The sequence below is a fragment of the Nocardia sp. NPDC051900 genome (assembly GCF_044452545.1).
Classification (GTDB): domain Bacteria; phylum Actinomycetota; class Actinomycetes; order Mycobacteriales; family Mycobacteriaceae; genus Nocardia; species Nocardia sichangensis.
On the sequence record NZ_JBITBU010000002.1, the window covers coordinates 337,661 to 354,363 of the forward strand.

Sequence of the window (16,703 nt, forward strand, 5' to 3'; positions counted from 1 at the left end):
TACTATTCCATCACCCGGACATCGGCGGTGCCCCCGATGCGCCAAATGCCCCGATCCGGCGACCGATGTGAACGATCTAGCGGCCGACTAGGGGGAGCCTTGCCGAGAGTCCGACCGACCGCGCTGGTTGCGATGCTGCTCAGCATTCTGGTGCTGGTCGGCGGCTGTATTCGAGTGGTCGACGGCCGGGCCGTCTCCGTCTACGACGATCCGTTCAAGGTTGCCGGGCTGCCCACCACGAGCGGCCCCAGCGGCCCCCGCACCGGCGTCCCGGACAGCACGCTGACCGCGACCAACGGCGACGGCGGCGCCGTGGACACCCTGGCGCTCAACGCCGTCGACGACATCCAGACCTACTGGCGCGGCGAATTCGGCAAGGAGTTCCAAGGCGAGTTCAAGCCGGTCGAGAAGCTGCTGTCCTGGAGCGCGAAGGCCGGGCGTCCCGAGTCGGTCGAGTTCTGCAAGGAGAGCACCTACCGCTTGGTGAACGCCGCCTTCTGCCGCCTGGACAATTCCATCGGCTGGGATCGGTCGGTGCTGCTTCCCACCATGGAGGAGACCTTCGGGAAGATGTCGGTGGTGATGGTGCTCGCGCACGAGTACGGGCACGCGGTGCAGACCATGGCCAAGATCGTCGGCGCGAAGGACCCGGTGATCGTCAAGGAGCAGCAGGCGGATTGCTTCGCGGGCGCGTTCATGCGGCACGTGGCAGAGGGCAAGGCAAAGCACTTCACGATCAACACCTCCGACGGCCTCAACACCGTGCTCGCCGCCACCGTCGCCATCCGCGACTCCGACCCGGACGATCCGGAGAGCGTGCACGGCTCCGCCTTCGAACGGGTCACCGCCGTGCAAATCGGTTTCACCGACGGTCCCAAGGCATGCAAGGGCATCGACCAGGACGAGATCGACCAGCGCCGCGCCAATCTGCCGCAGAGCTTCAGCGACGACAACGGGCGCGGCGAGTACCCCATCACGAAACAGACCCTGGTCGAACTCACCAAAGCACTCAAAGCCATTCTGCCGATCGACCACGAGCCGACATACGACTACTCACGGGCGAAGATCAATTGCCCCGACGGCGTCGTGACCGAACCGGTGTCGTATTGCCCCGCCGCCAACACGATCGCCACCGATATTCCCGGACTCGCCGAGCGCGGTACCTCGACGTCCGGCGCGGACGACCCGCTGCCGCTCAAGGTAACCGGCGACTACAACGGCTACATCGTGTTCATCTCCCGATACACCTTGGCGGTCCAGCAGAGCCGTGGTCAGAGTCTGGTCGGGGCCAAGACCGGCCTGCGGGCGGCCTGTCTGTCCGGAGTGGTCACCGGCAAACTCGCCGAGTCCGGGCGGCCGGTGGATCAGGGCGATATCAAGCTCGCCGCAGGCGATCTGGACGAGGCGGTCTCGGGGCTGCTCACCGATGGCCTGGCCGCGAGCGACGCCCAGGGCAAGACCGTCCCGAGTGGTTTCTCACGAGTCGAGGCCTTCCGCGCCGGTGTCCTGAACGGCGAAAGCGTGTGCGCCGCGCGCTATTCGTAGCGCGGGCTCAGCGGCCGAACGGCGGCGGCGCGGCCAGTTCGAAGCGCAGCACGCGGTTGCCGAGCATGATCTCGGTGCCCGGCATGAGCGCCATGGACTGGCGCGGCGCCAGGCGCACCCAGTCGCGGTAGCCCGGCAGGCGAGTGCGGGTTCCGTTGGTCGAACCGCAGTCCACCACCGTCACATCCCAGTTCACCAATCGGATTTCGGCGTGCGCCCTGGACATGCCACCGGAGGCGTCGTCGACCCGCAGCGGGACGAGTCCGCTCTCCGCGGCGGGCGAGTGCTCCGGATCGCGACCGATCACCGCGTCCGCGGCGAGCATGTAGGTCATGCCGTCGTCGAGGATCAGCATGCCCAGCGGCGGACGGACCACCTCGATCAGCGCCTGGGTCTGGTCGACCGGCATACCGCAGACGGTGCAGAATGCCGCCCGAGGATCGCTGGGATGCGCTCGCGCGCATTTGAATCCCATCACCTTGACCGTCAGCGCGGTGGCCTTCGCGGTCGCCTCGAGCCGACGCTGCAGCTCCGGGTCGGGCCGCGGCGCGGGATTGGTGCCGCCCAGCTGCGTCGGGGCGTGGTGCGGGTCGATCGGCGTCTGCTCGGTCTGGGCATCGAGCATCGCGGTCGACGGCGCCGTCGGGTATCGCGGCGGTCGCGGCTCCTGCCGTTGCGATTCGGCGGACGGCTCGTATTCGACGCGCGCCGTCGGCACCGGATGCGTCTCCGGGCGGTGGTGCGCGCCGGCGGAGCCGGACTCTCCGCTGTTCGTCGGCAGGCCCGTGCGGGAGCCATCCGTCCAGACGATCGCGCCACCTGCCTGCGCGATGCCCTCGACCAGCCTGCCGATGCCGCGCTCGGGTGGCAGATCCGGGATGCGGCCCTTCGCGTCGTCGACGAACAGCGCCGCCGCCCGCGCCGGAACCGCCGCGACCCGATCCACCGTGAAGGCGGCGTCGCTGCCGCGGTATCGCTCGAGCACGCCGTCACCGGCCAGCACGGCGGTGATCGCCCCGTGCAAGAAGATCGCCACGCCCCCGTGCTCGGCGGTGGACAGAATGCCGAAGTCGATCGGCTCGCCCGGGCTGATCTGCTCGGCCTGTTTCATCAGCCAGCGCGTCGCGTGCCGGGCCACCAGAGCGCCGGGGCCACCCGGCTCCCGATCGGTCGCGTCGCGCACCAGTTCGGCCAGTGATTCCAAAGCGACGACGGCGGTCGAGTCCGGGGTGGGCCTGCCCGGCCTGCGGTGCGCGACGACGACGACCGCGCCCGCGACCCTGGCCACGGCGTGGCTGCCGACGACGACCTCGACCTGCCGATCCATCACCGGTATCGGCCTCCACCGGGATTGCAGTGCAAGGTCGTCGCCACACCGACAAGGGTATTGCAATACGACGACCATCGGTCCCCCTACCCGGCGTCCGTCGGGTAACTTCAGTGTCAGCAACGGGAGGAACGAGGGGCCTGAGATGGTTCGGACGCAACGGATCGCGCTCACCGCGTCTTGCCTGGCACTGGCGGGGATGCTGGCCGGTTGCGCGGGTGTGCACGGCACGCCGACCGCGGGTGAGATCGATGTGCGCAAGCTGGAAGTCGGCACCTATCCCGTCGACAAGCACGAGTACAACCAGGATTCGGCGGGCAAAGGCGCGCTGCTGGAAGGCATGCGGATGTCCGACGCCGTGGCTCCGGCCGTGCGCATCGACTCCACGCTGAAGTTCGGCCGCGGCAGCACCGTCGTCAAGGACGCCGAGCAGGCGCTCGACTTCGTGGCCAAGGTGTCCAGGCCGGTCTTCGACAATCGCAAGCTGGTCGTGGGATACGCCGCCAGCGGCGCCGACCGTCCCGATCCGGCCGGCCAGTCCAATCCGGCGCCGCAGGCCACCGCGGTCACGAACGCGTTGTTCCGCTTCCCCGACGAGGCCACCGCGAAGCTCGCCGCCCGTGAACTCGAGGACGTCGACATCGCCGTTTCGCCGGACAATCGCAAACTGTCGTCCACGAAGTATCCCGACTCCTACATCCACTGGCGGCCCGGCGTTCCCAACGTCGGCACTTTCATGGCGTACAAGGAATTCGTCATCTCCTTGTTCATCCAGCGTCCGACGGCGGATGGCGACGACCTGGTGAAGTGGGTCGACAAGACCTTGGCCGCCCAGGTCGCGCAGCTGGACAAATTCACCCCGACCCCGGTGAACAAGCTCGACACCCTGAAGGCCGATCCCGACGGCCTGCTCGCCCGCGTCGCGGTCGCCGACCGCAAGAACCGCGTGCCGGATCCGGCGACCTTCGCCGTCTACGGCGGCTTTCACACGGTGCACCGCGCCGATGACGAGTCGGTCCACCTGCGCCTGGTCGAGGAAGCCGGCGTCGATCACATCGGCCTGCTCGACGACAGTTACGTCGCTCGAACCCGAGACGCGGCCGCCGCCCAGAAACTGGTCACCGGCCTGTTGGACAGCGAAGGCGCGCACTACGATCCGCTGGGCGCTCCCAAGGATGTCCCCGGTGCCAAGTGCCTGCAACTCAACAGCAAGGGCGACCCGGACCGCGAGTACAAATACCGGTGTTACGTCGCGTACAAACGGTACGTCGGAGTCGTCACCAGTGATAAGGAACCGGACGTGCGACAGAAGGTCGCCGCGGAGTACGCGCTGCTGGCGAACAGTTTCTGAGATCGACGGCGGTAAGCGTCCAGCGCTTTCGCGATCCTCGGCCGCGGGTGGGCCGAAGTAGGATCCGGCGCAACTACCGCAGTCAGGGGAGGGAAGAGTGCAGCACGGCGCGATGTCGAGACCGATCCGAACCGCCGGTGCCCTGGTGCTGGCCTGCGCCGTAGCCCTCGGGGGCGGCGCGTGCGGCGGCCCGGCGGCCGGAACGGACAAGTCCGCGCAGCCCGTCGATCTGGCGCAGCTCGACGTGGGCAATTACGCGACGACGCCGCGCGCGTACGGAACAGCGAAGAATCCCGAGCAGGCGCGCATGATCGAGGCGGAGCGGCTCGCGAACTTCCTCCCGCCGCCCTCGGACATCGACCCCGGGTTCGTCTTCCAGAATCCGTCCTTGTCCAAGGTGTTCATCGAGCCGAAGAACTCGCTCGGGCGGATCATGGACGTCTCCCGGTTCGCCGAGGCGGCGCCGGATTTCGTCGCGGGATTCTTCAGCAACGCGGGCAATGCGCCGGACAACCGGGGCACCGACCTGGTCAACGCCGTCATGATCTTTCCCGACGAGCAGAAGGCGGCGGCCGCGGCGGCGGCCCTGGAACGCGTCGACTTCGAGGCCAACAACCGCAACACGCCCGTCCAGATCGCGAAGTACCCAGCCGCGCACGCGCATTGGCAACCCACGGATCAGTCGATCGGATCATGGTTCGCCACGGGTAAATTCGTCGTCTACACCTGGGTCTACGACTATGCGAAGGTCTACCTGGAGAAAGTCGACCTCGCCGAACTGCTCGCCCTGGTCGAGAAGAGCCTGGACACCGTGGTCCCGGCGATCGGCCGGTTCACGCCCACGCCCGTCGACCAGCTGATGACATTGCCGGTCGATATCGACGGCATGCTGAACCGGGCGCTGCCGCGTCCCAGGGAAGACTCCTGGATCGATCCGCCCGGCGCGTACACCGAGCGTGGCGCGCTGCACTTCACCATCGATTCGGCCGACGACCGCCGGATCATCGAAGCGGCGGGAGTGGATCGGTACGCCGCCGACGGAACCCATCTGTTCCGCGCGCGCGACGCCGACTCGGCTGCACGACTACGCGAGGAACTCGGCGGACTCACGAAGAAATTCCGCGGAGCCGAGTCGCCGAAGGGCCTTCCCGCTGCCCAGTGCAAGGAGTACATCGGCAACGAGACGGTCGTCGTCCGGTTCTATTGTTCGGTGTCCTACGACCGCTACGCCGCGTTCGCCTGGTCGCATCAGCTGCTCGACGCACAGCAACGCATCTCCGCCCAGTACGCATTGTTGGTGAATGCCGCATGACAGGATTCCGCACCGCCGCTGTCGCTCTCGCGTGCACGCTGGCCGCCACGATCGTCACCGGCTGTGGTTCGACGCTCGCGGGAACCGCGCGGCCGGGTGAGATCGATATTCGCGGTCTCGACACCGGCAACTACCCCACCGAGCCGCCGAACGCGCACGACGACGACTACCAACCGCTGTTCATCGACATGGGAAAGGTCGCCGCCATGCGGCTGGCCGATCACGTCGCCTCGGCCTACGACATCGATCCCAGGATGAAGTACAGCTGGACGCCGTCGAGTATCAGCAAGGGAACGCTGCCCGGTGAACTCGGTCGCCAGGAGGACATGCGACCGATCGCGGAACGCAACCGCATGATGTACGGGTTCCACACCAACGGATCGGATCAGAATGTCAGCCTGATCGCCTCCGGGTGGCCGACCAAGCCCCGGCCCAATTCCACCACGATCGGCACGATCGTCATGCAGTTTCCCGACCCGGACCGCGCCCGTCAGGCCGCGAACGAGTTCTACGACGCCGATCTCGGCGCCTACCGCGACCAGAACGAGCCGGTCACGCTGCCGCGGCAGCCGCAGGCGCGAGCGCACTGGCGCCCCGGCTCGCCCTTCCTGCGCGCGATGCTCGCGCACGGCTCCTACGTGGTGGCGTTCCTCGTCTCGGCCAACGCTCCCGACCGCGACGCCCTAGTCACTCTCGCGGAAAAGGCGTACGACGTTCAGCTTCCGCTGCTCGATCAGCTGGCTCCGCTGACCGAGGAGGAGATGCTGCGATTGCCCTGGGATCCCGATCATCTGCTGAGCCGCACCCTGAATCCGGCCGGGGTCCAATCGCCCAGCTACGACGATTCGCACGCCTTGTTCGGCCTGCGCGGCATCATGCAATACGCCGAAGACCTCGATTACGCGAAACAACGTTTCACGGCGATGGGGGCCGAGAAATTCGCCGTCTCCGGAGACACATTGGTGATCCGCACGCCGAACCAGGAAACGGCCCGGCGGATCGCCGCGGAACGTATCACCCCCACAGTGGTTGCGGGTCCGGCCGATCCCCCGCAGCACCTGCCCGATTCGGCGTGCGTGGAGAACCGGAGCGGACTTTTCGACGACAGGCGATTCACCTGTGTCGTCGCGTATAAGGAATACGTCGGATTCGTCGCGGCGAATCAACTGCTGGACGCGCAACAGCGCGCCGCCGCACAGTATTCCGTTTTCGCGAACAGCCGATAATGCGGCACTTTCGTCGCGAATTCGGTCGAGTATGCTGCGTGGCGAACGCCAGCGGCCCGCGTGGAGTCAGGAGATCGTGCACATGGCGATGAGCCCCGGGACCATTGTCGGCGGGTACCGCATCATGCGGGTGCTCGGCGCGGGCGGCATGGGCACGGTGTATCTGGCCAAGCATCCCAGCCTGCCCAGGACCGACGCGTTGAAGGTGCTCGGCGGCGAACTCAGCCGCGACTACGAGTTCCGTACCCGCTTCGAGCGTGAAGCCAATCTCGCCGCCGGACTCGATCATCCGAACATCGTCTCGGTATACAACCGCGGTGAAGAACACGGCCAGTTGTGGATCGCCATGCAATACGTGGACGGTACCGATGCCGCCGCCGAACTGGCTCGCGACCCGCATGCGATGAATCCGCTTCGCGCACTGCGTATCACGACCGAAGTCGGCAAAGGACTCGACTACGCGCACCGCAAGGGCTTGCTGCATCGCGATGTGAAACCGGCGAATTTCCTGCTGTCCGCACCTGCCGACGGCGAGGAAGAGCGCGTGCTGCTCACCGATTTCGGCGTGGCGAAAGCCAATGACGACACCACCGAACTCACGCAGACCGGTAGTTTCGTCGCGACCATCGCCTACGCCCCGCCCGAGCAGCTCACCGGCAGCCCGCTCGACCACCGCGCCGACGTCTACAGCCTCGCGTGCTCGTTCTTCAAATTGCTCACCGCGCGCAACCCTTACCCGGGAACCCAACCCGCGCTGGTGATGATGGGGCATCTTCACGAGCCCCCGCCGCTGGCCACCGCCGTCAACCCCGGCCTGCCGCCCGCCATCGACCACGTTTTCGCCCGCGCCATGGCGAAGAACCCGGCCGAAAGATTCAACAACTGCCGCGAATTCACCGATGCGGCGGCGAGCGCCCTCATTCCCGGCTACAACCCCGTCGCCACCAACACCTCCCCGACCTATCCCATCCAGGTTTTCGATCCGCGGCCGGGGACCGACCCCCGAGTGGCCGTCTCCGGTCAAGGGAGCGCCGCCGCACGACCCGCGCGCAAGAACTGGCTGCTCGCGGCGGCCGCGGGCGTGGTGGCCGTCGCACTCGCCGCGGGGATCGGCATTTGGGCCTCTAATCGCGAGGGGCAAGCACCCGATCCCGCCGTCGCCACGCCGAGCAGCACGGCAGCGCTGTCGCCGCTGGACCGGGCGCGAGCGGACAACCCGGTATTCCGGGGCAAGACGATCACGATGGTCGACGTGCCGCGCGGCTCGCAGGTCTCGATCTTCCTCGGCGGCACCCCGCAAACCGAGTTCCTGCAAAATCTCGGATTCGTCTACAACCTCAACTACCGGCGCGCGGGCGACGAGGCATCGCCTCGCGAACTGACCGGAACCAACCGGCTGGAAGTAGCGGCGGACGGCTACGTGCTGGCGGTGCGCAGCGACGAAAAGGCCGGCGGCGGTGGCCTGCTCGGTCTTCCGTACCAAGTGGCGGGCACCCGTGCCACGGTGATTCCGCTGGACGATCCCGCGGCCGTCGCCGCGGTCCGCGACTGGAGCGAGTCGTCCCAGCAGACGTTGCTCGACCGTCTGGTGCCGGTGCTGCGCAATCGCGTGAAGTGATTCGGTCGCGTCCGCTGAATCCAAGCCTTCGTTAGGTTTTCGGTTCGCGACCACCGGATTTCGTCATTCTGCTGGTAGCGGCGGACTTAGGCGTTCGGTAAGGTGTACCGCAGCCAGCCCACTCGCCGATCATTACAGCAGCGAGCAGGGGGAAGGAGGGGAGCCGAGCGCTGGCGTTACAAGTCATGCAGACCCGGATCGCATCGTGGTCTTCCGAGCAGGCCCGTGCGCGGCCGCCGAAATCTACGGACGAGCCGGGCTGAGGGGCGCAGGGCCTGATCCCGTGGGGCGATGCCGAACTTTCTCGAGTCGGATGGAACCGATCAGACCCGCACCGCGTCCAATCAGATGTACAGGCCAACTGAGGCTTCCGCCGTTGGCCGAGACGGGAACCGAAAGGAGCCGAAATGGCAGGACAGCTCGAAGCGAGCGAAGAGGCGATCTCGAAGTTTGTGGACAACTGCCGGCAGCGGCACCAGGATCTGCAAACCGCGATCACCGCACTGAACAGCAAGTCGGATCAGACCACCGCCACCTGGAGCGGTGCGGCTCGTCAGGCGTTCGACACGTTCATGGACAGCTACTTCGCCCAGGCGCGGAAGCTGAACGACCAGCTGGACCAGACGTCGGACAAGCTCGCCCACGCCGGACGGAAGTTCGCCGATCAGGACCAGCAGTTCGCCCAGCAGGTGGCCGCGCAGGCCTCCAGCCTGGACCTTCCCTGATCCGATAGCCGAACCACAGACAACAAGGAGCTCCCATGGTAGCGAACGATCCCGGTCGGATTGCTTCGAACTTCGGCGAGGTCGAGGCGGGCGCCCAGGCCATCGTGTCCGAAGCGCGCAGCGTCATGACCATGCTCGAAGATTTCCACAAGCAGGTCACCGACTTCGTGACCAACTACTGGAAGGGTGACGCGAACGACGCGTTCGCCTCGCTGCAGGCCCAGTGGAACACGCAGGTCACCCAGCTGAACACCACGCTGGAAAGCGCGGGCAAGCTGGTCAGCAGTGGCAACTCGGACCTGCAGGGTACCGACACCGCGCTGGCGGGCCTCTTCTGAGATCCCGTCTCGGCTGATTCGAGCCCCCGGTACTTCGGTGCCGGGGGCTCGAATCATTTTGCACCGCAGTGAAGTCGGCTAGGTATGCGTGCCCGCGCCCATCACGGCACCACGCGGACCGTATCCCCGAAATGCGAGCACGGGGCTTCCAATTGCCCCCATTCGTCTCCTGCGTACTGGCAACCGATACTCAGCTGAATTCCGAACTCCAACAGAACGTGCCAGCGAACGGTTGATCCGTCTCCGGGATGTTCCAGGTAGGCCAAGCCGGAACGGCCACCGAACATCACATCCTGCTGCAAGTCGGTCAGCACCCCTGGCGGACGCTGCGCGATCTGCGCTTCCAGCTTCGCCGCGACTTGCGCGTAACTGGACGACGCCGTCAGCGGCGCCTGCATTACCGTAATCCGTTGCCGCGCAGCCTCGTCGGGTACCAGATCGACACGAGCGCGCCCCGTGTCAGGCGACTGGGCGATACGCCAGCCGGGAGGGACACGGAATCGGATTCGGCCGAAGGCCTCCGGTGCCGCCTCGGCCGGCGGGCCGACCGGCGGCGGTGCGGCGGTCCGCGACGCCGCTTCCGCGCTGGGCGCCGCTACCGTCTCTTCTCCGCGGCGACCGGACAAGACAACCGCACCGACGATCGTCAACGCGACGACCACCACGGCCGCGATCGCGGCGATCGCGATACGCGCGGCGCCATATCGAGGCTGTCGTGTCGCGGCACGCTCGCGAAGCGGTCGCATCCACTGTGTCTGCGCGGCGTGGACTTCGCGTGCCTCGGTCCGCCGCCCCCGGACGAGATCGGGACCGGCGACCGCACGCAGCTCGACATCGGCACCTATGGACTGCTGGACCGCCTCACGGAGCAAGTCCAGTTTTCTGGTATCGCTGAGAGCCGCCACTTGCACGAGGTCGATCGGGCCGCTGTCGAGCAACCGAGTGATCAGGTTGCACAGAGCGGCGAAGCCCGCGGATCCGCTCTCGATCTCGGCCAACGCGAGCGTCGGCTCGTGCTCACAGGATTCGATATGCACGCCGCGATGGCTTCGGATGACCGCCGACGCCGTGGTGGCCAGCGTGCCGAACTCCAGTACCAGCGTTCGCCGACTGTGGCTGGTGCCCTCGTCCGACCCGACCGAACGGACCGCGATGTCCTCGAACACGACATCCGAGGCCACGCGGCGCGCCGCCTGAGCGAGCACGCCACGACGGGCCGCGCCCCATTCGGTCGGGCAGACCAACGTCATCCGGGCACACGGAGTCTCGACACGAAGATGCTCGAGCACACTCGCGAAAACGGCGCTCATCGCGTCCACCACCGAGGGTGTGCGGGGTGGCAAAGCTATGGCATCGGCGGGCACGAATTGCACCACCGAACCGACGTGGGTAGGCGGACTCAGCGATTGCCCCACGACGAGGTCGAAGCCATTGCTGCCCAAAACCACCGACGGCGGCGCGTCCCAGTGCGTGTCGGCGCCACGCGCCCAGATACGCGCCTCGGTGACGACGAGCTCGACCTCGGACATCAGGGCAACGGCATCCACGCCGTCTGGACCAGGCCCTCGACATTACGGGTGACGTAGGTGCCTCGGCCCGGCGGCATCGGGCTCGGTCGCTTGGTGCCCATCAGGACGCCCTCGTCCTTGCTGCAGCTCAGGATCAGGCCCGCCGAGCCCAGATCACGCATTCGAGCCAACGTCGCCTCGAACATCGCCCTGCTCGCACCACCCGAGCGCCGGGCGATGACCACGTGGAAGCCGAGGTCTCGGGCGTGTGGCAGATGTTCGAGCAGCGCTTGGACCGGGTTGCCCGCGGAGGTGGCGACCAGATCGTAATCGTCGATGATGACGTACAACTCCGGTCCGCTCCACCACGACCGATCCCGCAACTGCTGCGGCGTGACATCCGAGCCCGGCGTGCGCTTGCCGACATACGCGGCCAGGTCGTTCATGTTCTGGGTGAACTGCGGCGCCGTGGAACCATAGCCCGCGAGATAGCCCTCCGGAACCAGTCCGAGCATGCCGCGGCGGTAGTCGCCGATGATGAAGCGAGCCTGATCGGGGGTGTTCGACGCGGCGATGCCCTCGATCAGCGAACGCAGCAGCGTCGTCTTTCCCGATTCGGTGTCGCCGATGATGATGAAGTGCGGGCTCTCCACGAAGTCGATGTAGACCGGCGCGAGCTCGGACTCATTGATGCCGAACGGGATTCGCAGGCACTTCGCATTCGGGTCGACCTGGGCGGGCCAATCGCCCGCCAGATACAGCAGCTGCTCGCGCGGCAGCTGTTCGGGCAGCATGCGGACCTGCGGCGCGTGCCGGCCCGGCGTCAGCCTGGCGATGGCGGCGACCGCGTCCGCGACGGCCTGGGTGAGGTCGGTCGGGTCGGAGCTGCCGTCGATGCGGGGCAAGCCGGTCAGCATGTGCAGGCACTCCGGGGTCATACCGCGGCCCGGCCGCCCCTGGGGAACCAGTGAGGCGAACTTGCGGCCCAGATCGGAGTCCATCGGATCACCGAGGCGCAACTCGATCCTGGTGCCGATCTGATCCTTGAGCGCGGGCCGCGCCTCCGCCCAGCGGTTCAGCGCGATGACCACGTGCACACCGTAGGACAGACCCTGCACGGCGAGGTTCATGATGGTCTGCTCGAGCATCTCGAAGTCCTGGCGGATCGAGCTGAAACCGTCGATCACCAGGAAGACGTCGCCGAACGGATCCTCGTGCGCGCCCGCGGCGCCCGGGCTGGCGGCCGGGTCCATCGCGCGCAGCCTGCGGAAATCGGTCATCGATTCGATGCCGAGCTGGCGGAAGCGCGCCTCGCGCTGCCGGACGATGGTGGTCATCTCCGCGATGGTGCGGCGGACCTGGTCCTCGTCCAACCGGCTGGCCACCGAGCCGACGTGCGGCAGCCCTTGCAGGCTCGCCAGGGTGCCGCCACCGAAGTCGAGGCAGTAGAACTGCACCTGTTCGGCGGTGTGCGTCAACGACATCGCCATGATGAGTGTGCGCAGCGCCGTCGACTTGCCGGACTGCGGGCCACCGACGATGGCGACATTGCCGCGGGCGCCGGACAGGTCGATGACCATCGGGTCGCGACGCTGGTCGTAGGGTCGGTCGACGATGCCGATCGGCGCACGCAGCGTGGACACCGGGGAGTATTCGCCGGTGAGAACGGAGCGCGGGACGAGCTGGTCGAGCGTCGGCGCCTCGTCCAGCGGCGGCAGCCAGATCTCGTGCGCCGGGCGGCCGTGGCCGCGGATCCGGGCGACCAGCATGTTCAGGTTGGACAGCTGCTCGCCGTCCTCGTCCTGTTCCGGTTCCAGGCTCGGTTCGGGCGGCAGCGGAACGCGGTCCGCCGCCCGGAAGTCGACATGGGTAGCGGTGAACGCGCGTGCCCTGACATCGATTTCACCGGACTGCGTGGCGACGGTCATGTCGCGCTGCGAGCCACCGCCGACATACGCGCCGGAGACATAGGAAGCCTGGAAGCGCTGGATCTCTCCGGAGTCGGCCTTCAAGTAGCCGCCACCGGGATTGTTCGGCAGGTTGTAGGCGTCCGGCACACCGAGCACCTGACGAGATTCGTTGGCGGAGAACGTTTTCAGGCCGATCCGATAGGACAGGTGGGATTCCAGGCCCTTGAGCTTGCCTTCCTCCAGTCGCTGCGAGGCGAGCAGCAGATGCACGTGCAGCGAGCGGCCGAGGCGGCCGATCATCACGAACAACTCCGCGAAATCCGGGTGCTGAGTGAGCAGTTCGGAGAACTCGTCGAGCACCACGAACAGTGCGGGCAGCGGGTCCAGGTCGGCGCCCGCGGCCCTGGCCTTCTCGTACTCCAAGACATTGGCGAAGTTGCCCGCCGCGCGCAGCACTTCCTGGCGGCGGTTCATCTCACCGGCCAGGGCGTCCTTCATGCGGTCGACGAGATCGGCCTCTTCCTCCAAGTTGGTGATGACGGCGGCGACGTGCGGAACGCCCTCCAAACCGAGGAACGTCGCGCCGCCTTTGAAGTCGACCAGCACCAGGTTCAGCTGGTCTGGCGAGTGCGTGGCCAGCAAGCTGAGCACGAGGGTGCGCAGGAACTCCGACTTACCGGAGCCGGTGGCGCCGATGCACAGGCCGTGCGGGCCCATGCCGTTCTCGGCGGCCTCCTTGATGTCCAGTTCCACCGGAAGGCCATCGGCGCCCACACCGAACGGGACGCGCAGGCGTTCCCTTCCGTAGCGCGGCCGCCACGCGTGCTCCGGGTTGAAAGTGCCGATGTCACCGAGGCCCATCAGCTGCGCCCACGTCGAGATCACGTCGGCGTCATCGGTTTCCACGTCGCTGCTGCGCTGCGTGGCGGCACGGTACGGGGCCAGCCTGCGCGCAACCTGCTGCGCCTGCTCGGGGCTGATCCGGTCGATCAGCGCGAACCGCTCCTGATTGCCGGTCGCGCCGCGGCCGACGCACTCGCCGTTCTCGACGATCATCTTGATGCCGCGCGACACCGCCAGGCGCGGCGCGTAGCCGCACAGGTCGATGATGGTGACGCCCTCGTAGCCGGATTCGCGCAACTGATCGTCCTCGGCCTCGAGCAGACCGCCGTCGACCACGATGACGATATGCACCATGTTCGCGTTGGCGGGCTGGTTGCGCGAATATCGGACCCGGTTGCCGAGCAACGGATGCAACCCCGCCATCGCCTCCCGGATCGAGCCGTAGAACATGCGCTGGGTACCGATGCCGTCCTGCGCGTCGGGGTGCTGGGTGTGCGGGAGCCACTTGGTCCACTCCCACTCCGGCGCGGTGTCCGGCCCGCAGACGACCGCGACGAGCACCTGGTCGGGAGCCTGGAACATGCACAGCTGCACCAGCATCGCGCGGGTCATGTCGCGCGCCTGGCCGCGGTCGCCGTCCAGCGCGATGGTGGCGAAGCCCTTGACCGCGATGGCGGTCGGCAGATCGGGCACGGTCGAATGAGCGCGCACGAAGCGGCGCAGCGAGACCGCGGCGATCGGCTCGAGCTCCTCGACCGGACCGGTCTCAGGAGCGACCAGTCTGGTGGCAAGGCGCTGGCCGCCGAGACCGATGCGCGCGTGGCAGAAGTCCTTGTCCCCCGCGCGGCGTTCCCACATGCGGCTGGTGCCCGCGAGCATCCAGACCAGTTCCGGCTCCGGGTGGCTCCATTCGACGGAAGCGCGCTGCTGAGCGGCGGTCTCGTCGACGTCCTTGCGCACTTGGTCGAGGTAGCGCAGATAGTCCTTGCGATCCTCGTTGGCCTCGGCGGCCTTCTGCCCCTTGCCCCCGCCCTGGCCCGCGAACATGCCGACCATCGAGAACACCATCATGAGCGGGAACATCATGCTCATCGGGTTGGAGGCGATGCCGCCGCCCTGGGTGAACATCAGGGCCATCATGCCGACCATGCCGATCACCATCACGGCGGGCATGAGCTTCAGGACGAGGTTTCCCGGTGTGACCCGGGGGATTTCGGGCGGGGGTTGCAGCGTGACCTCGCCGCCGGGCGTCCTTGGCATCTCGCGGCGCGCACGGCGCTGGAAGCGGACAGTGCTCATCGACGAGATTCCCCCTTCGGCCAGCTGTGATTCGGCCTCAGTGTAGAGGTCACAGCCGACATGTCGTACAGTTCGACCAGCATTCTGCTGCCCGGACCGAGGGTTCGCAAGCTCGCCCCCGGCCCGCCGAGTCGTGGAATCACGAGGTAGAAGACCGAGTTGGGGGAAGCTTGACGCACGCGCGACTTGACCACATCGACGAAGAATCCTCGCGCGGGATCGTCCGCGCCCCCGACCTCGCCCGGGTGACGATTCTGGCCAAGCACACTCAGGTCGACATGGCCATACCGGTCGACGTGCCGGTCGCGCTGGTGATTCCGAGCGTGGTCGACATGGTCGCCCAGCACAGCCGCTCCAACGACTTCGACAACGAGGGCGAGCGTTACGAGCCCGCGGAGTGGGTGCTCGCCCGGATCGGCCATCCGCCGTTCTCCAACTCGCTCAGCCTCGGCGAGCACGGCGTCCGCGACGGCGAACTGCTGATGCTGGAGAGCGCTTCGCACACCGCGCCGACACCGCTGTTCGACGACATCATGTACAACGTCGCGATCGCCGACGCCGACCATTACCGCAGCTGGACTCCTCGGGTCGCGCGGATCACCGGCTCGGTGCTCGCGGCGCTCACCATGATCGTCGGCTGTCTCGGGCTGCTGCTGTCCCCCGGCTCGCTGCCGATCGGGGTCGGCGGCTCGATCGCGCTGGTGGTCGCGATCCTGCTCGTCGTCACCGCGATGGTGCTGAGCAGGATGTACGGCGACAACGGCACCGCGCTTGTGCTCGGCGGCTGCGCGCTGCCCGCGGCGTTCAGCGCGGGAATGCTCTACGTGCCGGACGATTACGGCTGGGCGCACATCCTGCTCGGATCGGTCCTGGCCGGGGCGACGGCGATTCTGGCGTGGCGGGTCACCGGCGTCGGGCTCGCGTTGTTCATCGGCGGGGCCGCGCTCGCCACCTACGCGGTGCCCGCGGCGCTGGTCGGCCTGCTCACCGACCAGCCGGAGCGGGCGATCGGCGCCGGCGCGGCGGCGCTCGGGCTCGGCGGCCTGTCCCTGGCCCCGCGAGTCTCCATGCTGCTGGCGAAATTGCCACTGCCACCGGTGCCTTCGCCGGGCACACCCATCGATCCGACCGAGGACGACCCGGACGATCACCGCGCGCTGCCGACCATGGAGGTGCTGCGGGTGAAGTCGGAACGCGCCCGCATGTACCTCGCGGGCCTGGTGGCGGCGACCACGCTGGTCACCGTCGTCGGCGCGCTCGGCGCCACCGACCCGGCCTCCGCCGACCCGTACTGGCCGGGCATAGCGCTCGCCCTGGTCTGCGCCGTGGTGCTGATGTTCCGCAGCCGCACCTACGCGGGCGCGGAACAGGCCGTCGTGCTCATCTCCGGTGGCGCGGGCATCGTGCTGATCATGTTGGTCGGCGCCGGTTTCGCGATGCACCAGCCGTTGGCCGTGTTCGGCGCGGCGATGGTGGTCCTGATCGCTGCGCTGATCCTCGGCATCATCATCCCGAACCAGTCGGCCACCCCACCGATGCGTCGCGGCGTCGAACTGCTCGAGTACACATTCGTCGCCACGGTCCTGCCATTGGTCTTCTGGGTGGCGGACCTCTACGCACTCGTTCGCGGGCTGTGAGCTCGGAGCGATGAGTTCGAAACAGCGGGTCGACAGTTGTTTCCGAGCGGTTCGGTTGAGCACG

At 67.3% G+C, this 16,703-nt stretch carries 11 protein-coding genes; 8 read left to right on the forward strand and 3 right to left on the reverse strand.

The window, feature by feature from the left end:
• The first annotated feature begins 132 nt into the window (after positions 1–132).
• Positions 133–1,545, forward strand: a complete 1,413-nt coding sequence (locus ACIA5H_RS04110) for a metallopeptidase (RefSeq protein WP_397073994.1) — start codon at positions 133–135, stop codon at positions 1,543–1,545.
• A gap of 7 nt (positions 1,546–1,552) precedes the next feature.
• On the opposite strand, the gene ACIA5H_RS04115 is transcribed toward ACIA5H_RS04110, so the two are convergent.
• Positions 1,553–2,872: an FHA domain-containing protein gene (locus ACIA5H_RS04115; protein WP_397073996.1), complete on the reverse strand. Its 1,320-nt coding sequence runs from the start codon at positions 2,870–2,872 to the stop codon at positions 1,553–1,555.
• 145 nt (positions 2,873–3,017) lie between these two features.
• Between ACIA5H_RS04115 and ACIA5H_RS04120 the strand changes: the two genes are divergently transcribed.
• The 6 genes from ACIA5H_RS04120 to ACIA5H_RS04145 all read left to right on the forward strand — a co-directional run bounded on the left by ACIA5H_RS04120 (position 3,018) and on the right by ACIA5H_RS04145 (position 9,442).
• Positions 3,018–4,223, forward strand: coding sequence for a hypothetical protein (locus tag ACIA5H_RS04120; protein WP_397073782.1), 1,206 nt, complete (start codon positions 3,018–3,020; stop codon positions 4,221–4,223).
• A gap of 112 nt (positions 4,224–4,335) precedes the next feature.
• A complete protein-coding gene (locus tag ACIA5H_RS04125) occupies positions 4,336–5,535 on the forward strand; it encodes a hypothetical protein (protein WP_379252021.1) in 1,200 nt (399 codons plus the stop codon).
• Entirely contained in the window at positions 5,532–6,761 is a 1,230-nt protein-coding gene (locus ACIA5H_RS04130) for a hypothetical protein (RefSeq protein WP_397073784.1), read from the forward strand. Before ACIA5H_RS04125 ends, ACIA5H_RS04130 begins: the two co-directional genes overlap by 4 nt.
• Before the next feature lie 82 nt (positions 6,762–6,843).
• Entirely contained in the window at positions 6,844–8,379 is a 1,536-nt protein-coding gene (locus tag ACIA5H_RS04135; RefSeq protein WP_397073787.1) for a serine/threonine-protein kinase, read from the forward strand.
• A gap of 407 nt (positions 8,380–8,786) precedes the next feature.
• A complete protein-coding gene (locus ACIA5H_RS04140) occupies positions 8,787–9,104 on the forward strand; it encodes a WXG100 family type VII secretion target (RefSeq protein ID WP_039795679.1) in 318 nt (105 codons plus the stop codon).
• A gap of 35 nt (positions 9,105–9,139) precedes the next feature.
• The gene (locus tag ACIA5H_RS04145) at positions 9,140–9,442 is read left to right on the forward strand and encodes a WXG100 family type VII secretion target (protein WP_355076245.1); all 303 of its coding nucleotides are present in this window, start codon (positions 9,140–9,142) and stop codon (positions 9,440–9,442) included.
• A gap of 101 nt (positions 9,443–9,543) precedes the next feature.
• On the opposite strand, the gene ACIA5H_RS04150 is transcribed toward ACIA5H_RS04145, so the two are convergent.
• Both ACIA5H_RS04150 and eccCa read right to left on the reverse strand, forming a co-directional pair.
• Positions 9,544–10,971, reverse strand: coding sequence for a type VII secretion-associated protein (locus ACIA5H_RS04150; protein ID WP_397073789.1), 1,428 nt, complete (start codon positions 10,969–10,971; stop codon positions 9,544–9,546).
• Positions 10,971–15,002 carry a type VII secretion protein EccCa gene (eccCa, locus tag ACIA5H_RS04155; RefSeq protein ID WP_397073791.1) on the reverse strand — a complete coding sequence of 1,344 codons (4,032 nt, stop codon included), beginning with the start codon at positions 15,000–15,002 and terminating at the stop codon, positions 10,971–10,973. The genes ACIA5H_RS04150 and eccCa overlap by 1 nt, the downstream gene beginning before the upstream one ends.
• 170 nt (positions 15,003–15,172) lie before the next feature.
• Here eccCa and eccD point away from each other — a divergent pair, with 170 nt between their 5' ends.
• Positions 15,173–16,639 carry a type VII secretion integral membrane protein EccD gene (gene eccD / locus ACIA5H_RS04160; RefSeq protein WP_379252017.1) on the forward strand — a complete coding sequence of 489 codons (1,467 nt, stop codon included), beginning with the start codon at positions 15,173–15,175 and terminating at the stop codon, positions 16,637–16,639.
• Positions 16,640–16,703: the final 64 nt, after the last annotated feature.